The organism is Arthrobacter sp. 1088, from assembly GCF_031455315.1.
Classification (GTDB): Bacteria; Actinomycetota; Actinomycetes; order Actinomycetales; family Micrococcaceae; genus Arthrobacter.
The window spans coordinates 1-7307 of record NZ_JAVDSM010000029.1 but is presented as its reverse complement, the minus strand read 5'-3'; the positions used below and the strand labels follow the sequence as shown (position 1 = coordinate 7307).

Genomic DNA, 7307 nt, shown 5'->3' with positions numbered 1-7307 from the left:
TCGACGACACCCTCAGCACACCCGTAGCTGACGTGGGAAAACGCTGCATGACAGGTTTGGACGAGTTATCTCATCTACTTCTACTCGTCCCACTCGTACGCCGATAACCGATGTTATGTAAGGTTGATAGAATGTCAGAACAAAAACATCGTTCTTTTTAGCCTATCAACACTCGCCTCATTGGGAGCCAGACCCGCCCTCCGTTCACTGGTGCGCCTTTGGTCGCGTCTGTAGCAACGAAAGGCCCTCAAGAGCTTGGCCGGCCACATCTGAAGGCGCCGTCGTCGGTGAGGACCGGGACCACGCTCCACCCCTGGCGGGTCTTCGGCGTGACAGAGAGAAGTACATACGGTACAGCCGAATTACTCAATCGCACCGGTGATTGAAGAGATCGAAGATCTCCTGGGTCGCGGAAGCCTCTGGTGCCGATGTGTGCATTTGGATGTCACTGAGTTGCGAACACCTGTGAGTTCGGCACGCTGCCCGCTTCCAGAAATCCCCGAGCTTCAGGACAGGTCGCAACCAAGGCATTCATGATCGGCAAAATAGACTGCTCTGATGATTAGTGTTGAGGGTGCTGGCCTAATAGCCCAAGTGGTACCTGTAGGCCTCTTGATTGTCACGGTCGAACAAAAATGGCTGGGCCCTGCTAAGCGAGAACCGGGCCCGATCGGCACAGTTTGGTGGTACATCGCACTCCCCTATAAGGCGCTGACGGTCCTCACCTCCCTACTTGCAATATGGGCTTGTCTCGCCTCTGTAAGCAACGCCAAGCCTTTAGATGGATTTGACGCTTCACTGGTCAGCGTCTCACTCGCTTCCCTCGGGATGATGGTGTTCGCCACGCTCCTGGCGCTCCTGAGCTATGGCTACGTTGGAAGGGACAAAGCGATAGCAAATATCGAACGCTACGACAGGCAGCAACGCATCGTTGATCGTGCACACAGAGTTGCGAGGATAAGGCGGCGAGCAGAGAAACAGAAAGCTAGGGGGGCAAGACCGTCCACTGAAAATGCCTCTGACGCCGATTAACGCCGACATTTCCGTTTATGCTCGTGCCGAAGATGAGCTCAATATCGACGTCTCGGAGCGGGTCGACGTCCGGAGGACGACGAGCACCTCGCATCCTCGCCTGCCGAGGACAGCATTATCGAGGCGGCGCCAGCCATTTCGGCCCCGTAACTTCCGTCCGGTGACCTACACCCCGACCTGACGTCAGAGGGAATCATGGTACGCGTCAGGTTAAGATCCAAAAGCCAAATTCATGACAGTCCGCAGCTAACGTCTCAGGCCCTAAACCGACATCTCAAGCCATTGTGAGGAGTTCGGCGTCTGCTAGTTGACCTTACGTAAAGCTGGCGCTGAGAGGGAGCAGAGAGGCCCCTCCCCGGACTCAGGAAAGGCTGTGGATTGCCCCGGCCCAGCGGGGGCCGGAAACGGCCCGGCGGACCGCCCTGGCACGTCCGTGGAAGTCGATCTTTGGCATACGCGGAGAATCCTCAGTTTTGCCACCCGTATCGCTCCAGGCTGATGGCACTGCGGCATTTGTCGATGTTGTGCAGCAGTCGGTGATCAGCCCCATGCCGGCGTACTCGCGGACAGCGGCGATGCCGGCAACGGCGTCGGTCTTGGTGTCGAAGGGCTTGGAAACTGCCATAACGGTCCCGTCGGGTGCTGTGAGCCGGAACCTGAATGCTGACTGCGAGTCCATAAAGAGTTCGAACATTCCTGCCATTGCGATCCTTTCGGTCTGATGGATCCCCGAGGCTGCATCCTTGCCGCCACCGGACACGAGGCACCATTGCCGTCGTTTTCCGCGGTATCCCGCCATCCAAATGTCCATCAAATTCAGCATGCGTTCGCCGAGTCTTTCGCAGGGACGCATACCCGCGCAAGGCCTTATCCCGCATACAACCGAAGTGATCCCCCGCTCTCAAGTTCCGCCCAGAAGTTAATGGCGCGCGCGGACTCGCTGGCGGGTAGTCGACGTTGTGTCGTGTTGACGGCATGTCAGCACCAAAGCGGCCCCTCCATTCTGGCGTGACACAGGCGGATCCCCGACGTCAACCAGGCGGCGCCGCAGCATTGGCGGCAGCCCGTCGGCACGAGCAAGACGGCTGTGGCATGACGGATTGAATGAGCTCCTGGTCGGTTGCCGCTTCAAACCCTCAGGCCGGCGGATTTTTAATTTCGGCGGATGGGGCCACCAGGAGTCCGAAATTTCTTTGGACGATTCGAACAGCCCTGGTTCGGCGCTCCCAATCGTCTTTCGGGGGCTGCCCGCACCCTACTCCCCCGGAGGTGACGCGGAGTCGTATAACCGCCGTTACGTCGTGTGGACGCCATACCAATCTAGAACATGATCGACTAATGCGTCGTTCGGCAATCGGCACGTAATAATCAATTCGATGACGGCTTTCTAGAACCTACTTATACCGTGGCAAGATCATCAATAAGTTAACGGGGCCGGTGGTGGTCGCTAGTAGAAGGATGCCAAGCGGATGGGTTTTCGAGATTGGGATGGTACCGAATGGCAGGATTACTGTATCGAGCTCCTCCGCTTAAGGTATTCGAACCACGACCTAGTTGAGGTACCCGACCGCCACAACGGAGACCTCGGGCTAGAAGCCTTCACCCACAACGGCGTTGCTTTTCAGTGCTACGCGGCTAAAGAACCTCTTGGGGTTCGGGACCTTTATGAGCATCAGCGGGACAAGCTGACCACGGACCTTGGCAAACTCAATAAGAACAAGGGAGACCTCAGCAAGTTGTTGAAGGGGGTTTCTGTCCATCGCTATGTCTTCCTCGTTCATCGCAACGACTCCAAGGAGCTAGTCACCCACGCGCAGACAAAGGCTAGCGAGGTGAGAACGTGGGCACTACCATTCGTCAGGGCTGACTTCGCAATCACGATTGAAACTGACGATCACTATGCCTCTGAAAGAGACAGCTTAAGGACCATTCCTACGCATCTCGTAGATCCAACACCAGTGGATCAAGAAACGCTTTTCGATTGGGGGACCAAAAATCCTGGCCTACTTGAAGAAGCACGACGCAAAATTGGCAACCTGGGCTACAAGGGTGGCGCGCTGGAGACGTACCTGGACTCACTGTCGCACCAATTTCTCTTGGGAGAAAACGGCCTGGCGGACCTCCGAGCAAAGTTTCCCACCAGCTGGGCGAGTGTTTCCCAACTGAAGTCCGACAAGGAACGAATGCTGGCCCTTGAATATCCCCCTGGCTTCACGACCAGTGCCATGGACATCAAAGCAATCGCCCAAGATGTCGCCGGCGAACTCCAGAGAGACATTCCCACCGTCTCTGCCAGACTTGCCACCACCTTAGCGTGGTCGATGGTCGCAGACTGGATTCTTCGCTGTCCCTTGGACTTCGAGGAGCCGGCCGCATGAACAGCGTGGAAGCACTAGAAGAGCTTTTCGCCCATGCACCAGCGGCCATATTCAGGGAACGCAAGGATGCGATTCCTGGAGACCTTCGAATCAGTTGGCGCCTTTCAGTACTCTGTATGCTCCTCCAACGGTTCAGGAATAACCGAGCAACACTTGAGCACCTTCACATAGTCTGGTGGGCCATGCGTTCGCCCGATAGCCAGCAACTGTTTCTGCGCTGGTTCGACGGGGACAAAAGACCGGACGAACTGATAGTGCGCTTCGACCCTTCGCTGAGCGTCACGGTTGACCTGGCGCTTGGGGAAGACCTCGTAGAAGTCAGCTCCACTGGCGCCATAGGACTCTCCTTGATCGGCTATGAGCTGGCGCTGGAGGTCTGGAAGGAACCCGAGGTTCTAGTGGCCGAAAAGGCCTTCCTATCAAAACTGCCCCGCAAAATGACCCAGTCATCACTTAAGGAACTGACCGAATGGATCTGAAACCGCGTCTCTTACTCCGGGCGGTCAAGCTAACAGCGGTGACTGCTGAGGGTGAAGTAGGCCGAACCGTACAGTTCAGCCAGGGTCTGAATGTTCTCCGGGCCGGTAACACTAGCGGTAAGTCCACGACACTTCAGGCAATTATCTATGCGCTTGGACTTGAGGGCATGCTCAGCCCTCGACGTGAGGTTCCGTTGCCGCACTCAATGACGGATAGCGTGACCGTTGACAATCAAGAGCTACGCGTTCTCAGATCCTGGGTCTCCTTGGAATTTGAGAACGCCGAAGGAAAGGTCATCACGGCCACTCGCCACGTCAAGAACGAAGAAACCAAGAACACAGTCATCACAGTTGAGTACGGTCCTGCCCTCACGCAAGGCGGTTCCTTCAAGACCGAGGACTACTTTGTCCGGCTGGCAGGAGCTGCACAGAGAGAAAGTGGATTCCACCACTTCCTGACCTACTTCCTAGGATGGAAGCTCCCCTTCGTTTCCTACATGGACGGTAGCGAAAAGCCGCTCTACAGTGAGTGCCTCTTCCCTTTCTTCTACGTTGAACAGAAGCACGGCTGGTCTGGCGTGCAAGCGAGGATTCCTACTTACTTCGGAATCCGCGAGGTAGGCAAGCGTTCGTTCGAGTACGTTCTCGGCCTGGATCTATTTGAGCGCATTCTTCAGCGTCAGCGGCTCGCCTCTAACATCAGCGAATTGGAAGGCTCTTGGCGGGCTGCCCTCACGGATTTGAAGAACACAGCTATTGCAGCAGGAGTTGCAATCTCCCGCGAGCCACGCCGCATCGCAGATTCTTTGGATGATGATAGTGCTTCGCCTACCGCCTTCGTGGACGGGACATGGTTACCACTAGATGCTGCTGTCGAGCGGCTCCGTGAAGCTATCTCTAACAAAGGGTCCGTTCCCTCAACTGGCTCAAACTCTGCAGCTCTCGAAGAAGAGCTCGAAGCAGCGGAAGACTCTGTCCGCCTTCTGGTAACCGCCCTGGCTCTGCTAATAGAAGAACGAGTTGGCTTGCAAGAGCAGAGCGCCCAGTTGGAAATCCGGCTGGAGGCACTCAACGAGGACTTGCAGCGCCACAAGGATGCGGCCCTCTTGGTCCGCCTTGGAGCCAAACACGCAAAGTCCCTTGCGGAAGAACACACTTGTCCAACGTGCCACCAAGAGGTAAACGACGGGATGGACATCTCAACACATCCGATGACCGTCGATGAAAACATTTCGTTCATCGATAAACAATGTTCGACGTTCTCAGCCGCCCGAGACGACGTGGCGCGCACCTTGGATGCTATGCGAGTTAGAGAACGCAGCATGCGCGACTCACTTGCAAGGCTTCGCCAAAGAGTACGACGAATCAAGGAGGCCTTGCTTGGACCCGAACGAGCAACGTCGCTTGCTGAAATATCCCAGCGAAACGCACTTCAGGAACAGCTCGAGAGGCTTCTTGAGAATCAGAGAAGTCTCGATCAGCCCCGAGAACTTTTGCGAAGCCTCTCAGGGAGCCACAAGGAGCAGACGGAGGCACTCAAGGCGCTAAAGGCATCAGACCTAACCGAGTCCGATAAGTCCAAACTCGAGAAAGTCGAAGGCTATCTTCGAGATCAACTTCACCGGTATCACTTCCATTCGTTGAAACCAGAAGAGGTTGAGATCAGCCGCGACACCTACCGGCCCGCTCACGAAGGCTACGAACTGGGCTTTGACCTGTCAGCCAGCGACATGATCCGGGTCATCTGGTCGTACCTCTTCGCGGTGTTGCGTGTAAGCGACGAAGCAGGAGGGAACCACTTGGGTCTTCTCATTTTCGATGAACCCAAGCAACAGGAGACAGCTTCTGAAAGTTATGCCCAGTTACTCCAGGAAGCCGGTGAACAAGGCCGACGCGGTTCGCAGATTATCTTTGCCACTAGCGAGAGTCGCCAGTCACTGCTGAACATGTTGGAGGGTTCAGAATACAATCTCATCGACATCCCCGACGGGCAACGGATTCTCACACGGTAACCGGTAGTCGTTCAGGCACTAGTTAGCCGAAAATTCGGAGCCGCCCGCGCGTAGTCAGACACTCTGTTCGCTCTGCTACCGGCTATCGGGATAGCCCGCCCTTGCCTCGCTCGGCACCTACAGCTGCCCCCGTACGGGATTTCCTGGCTTTAATTGCCTTCCCGGTTGTTACGGCTGCGCTGGGGTGTGTGCCTTCGCTCCGGGCGGCCGCGAGTCGGCCGCGTATCTGCGTTTCGTTGGCGCCGGTCTCGGCGAGTGACTCCGCGAAATTCTGGTGATGTTCGGCTGAGCCATAACTGGCCTGTGCTGCGGTTTCGGACGTCAGACCTTGGTCTTTGAGTCGATTGCTGTCGTTGCCGGTGACGCGGTTCTCGATCTCGCGGCCTACGCCTTCGATGCGGGCAAAGAGTTCCTTCTCGGCCCGCTCGTACCGCTGTTTCAGAGGTGAGAATTCGGAGCCTTTGAATCCACCTTCGGCTAGGAGTCTCGCTTCGTGCAGGTTCTTGGCGGCGTCCACGAAGGCAGGGTCTTTGAAGTGCTCCTCGCTCGCCCCGTTGGTGTTCGCTGCGGTTTCATTGCGGAGCTGGTCGATGTCCGGGCCGTTGATGCCGTCCTTGCCGATGAGGAACATACGTTCCTTGATTTCGGCGTCGGCGGCCATCACGGCTTTCGGGGTTTTTGCGTTCTGAGCCAGATGCAGCGCCTCTGCCATGGCGGGGTTGGCAAGGTATTCCACGGGTACCTGATGGCGTTCCATCTCCGGTGCGAACTTGGCGGCTTTGGCGCGGAGTTCTTCGGAGTGGGCATCCGCGAGGAGCTGCATGGCCTTTTTGTGTTCGGCTGCTGCTTTCTGTACTTCTTGTTGGCTGGAAGCAAGAGCTTCCAGCTGATTCTTCCCGTCCGTCATGGCCTGGACGATGGATTCCAGATAGGCGGTGTCCGCGCCGACGTCGTGGGTGTCGACACCGTAGCGTGCCAGGACTTGCTGGCGGATCTTCTCCGACGCTTCCAGAGCAGTGGGGTCGTGGTCTTTCCACCCTTCCGCGACGACGTAGGCGGTGGCAATGTCGGACGGCTGGGCCTTGTCCCACCACTGGTCTTTCTCCACAGGTACCAGCGCTGCGTGGGTTGCGCTGCGTTCCGCTGCCAAGCGCGCTGCAGCTTCGTGCGCTGCTTGAGCCTCCAGATGTTCTTGTTGGCGCTGGGATTCGTGCCGCTTACGGGCCAAGGTCTCGGCGATGCGGGAGGCGATCATCAAGGACTGTCGCAGTCCGCCGTCCAGCACATCGTCCATTCCGTCTGATTCACTCATGGTGTTCCCCTTGCACTAGTGGTGTGATTCTTATCGGTCGAGGCCCGGGCCGGAGTCGCGTCGGCTGGGTTGATGGGTTTTCGCTTGTGTGGTC

The 7307-nt window shown here is 56.9% G+C and carries 6 protein-coding genes; 4 read left to right on the top strand and 2 right to left on the bottom strand.

Going from position 1 to position 7307, the window contains the following annotated elements; translation table 11 throughout:
- Positions 1–558: 558 nt before the first annotated feature.
- Positions 559–1032 carry a hypothetical protein gene (locus J2Y41_RS22895; protein WP_309931991.1) on the top strand — a complete coding sequence of 158 codons (474 nt, stop codon included), beginning with the start codon at positions 559–561 and terminating at the stop codon, positions 1030–1032.
- Between the two features lie 361 nt (positions 1033–1393).
- Here J2Y41_RS22895 and J2Y41_RS22890 read toward each other — a convergent pair whose 3' ends face one another.
- Positions 1394–1855: a DUF1508 domain-containing protein gene (locus J2Y41_RS22890; RefSeq protein ID WP_309931989.1), complete on the bottom strand. Its 462-nt coding sequence runs from the start codon at positions 1853–1855 to the stop codon at positions 1394–1396.
- Positions 1856–2501: 646 nt separating this feature from the next.
- Between J2Y41_RS22890 and J2Y41_RS22885 the strand changes: the two genes are divergently transcribed.
- Genes J2Y41_RS22885 through J2Y41_RS22875 form a run of 3 tightly spaced genes read left to right on the top strand, consistent with a single transcriptional unit; the run spans position 2502 to position 5901 of the window.
- The gene (locus tag J2Y41_RS22885; protein ID WP_309931987.1) at positions 2502–3410 is read left to right on the top strand and encodes a hypothetical protein; all 909 of its coding nucleotides are present in this window, start codon (positions 2502–2504) and stop codon (positions 3408–3410) included.
- A complete protein-coding gene (locus tag J2Y41_RS22880; RefSeq protein ID WP_309931985.1) occupies positions 3407–3889 on the top strand; it encodes a hypothetical protein in 483 nt (160 codons plus the stop codon). The genes J2Y41_RS22885 and J2Y41_RS22880 overlap by 4 nt, the downstream gene beginning before the upstream one ends.
- Positions 3880–5901, top strand: coding sequence for an AAA family ATPase (locus tag J2Y41_RS22875; protein WP_309931983.1), 2022 nt, complete (start codon positions 3880–3882; stop codon positions 5899–5901). Before J2Y41_RS22880 ends, J2Y41_RS22875 begins: the two co-directional genes overlap by 10 nt.
- An 82-nt stretch (positions 5902–5983) precedes the next feature.
- On the opposite strand, the gene J2Y41_RS22870 is transcribed toward J2Y41_RS22875, so the two are convergent.
- Entirely contained in the window at positions 5984–7213 is a 1230-nt protein-coding gene (locus tag J2Y41_RS22870) for a hypothetical protein (protein ID WP_309931981.1), read from the bottom strand.
- Between the last annotated feature and the right edge of the window lie 94 nt (positions 7214–7307).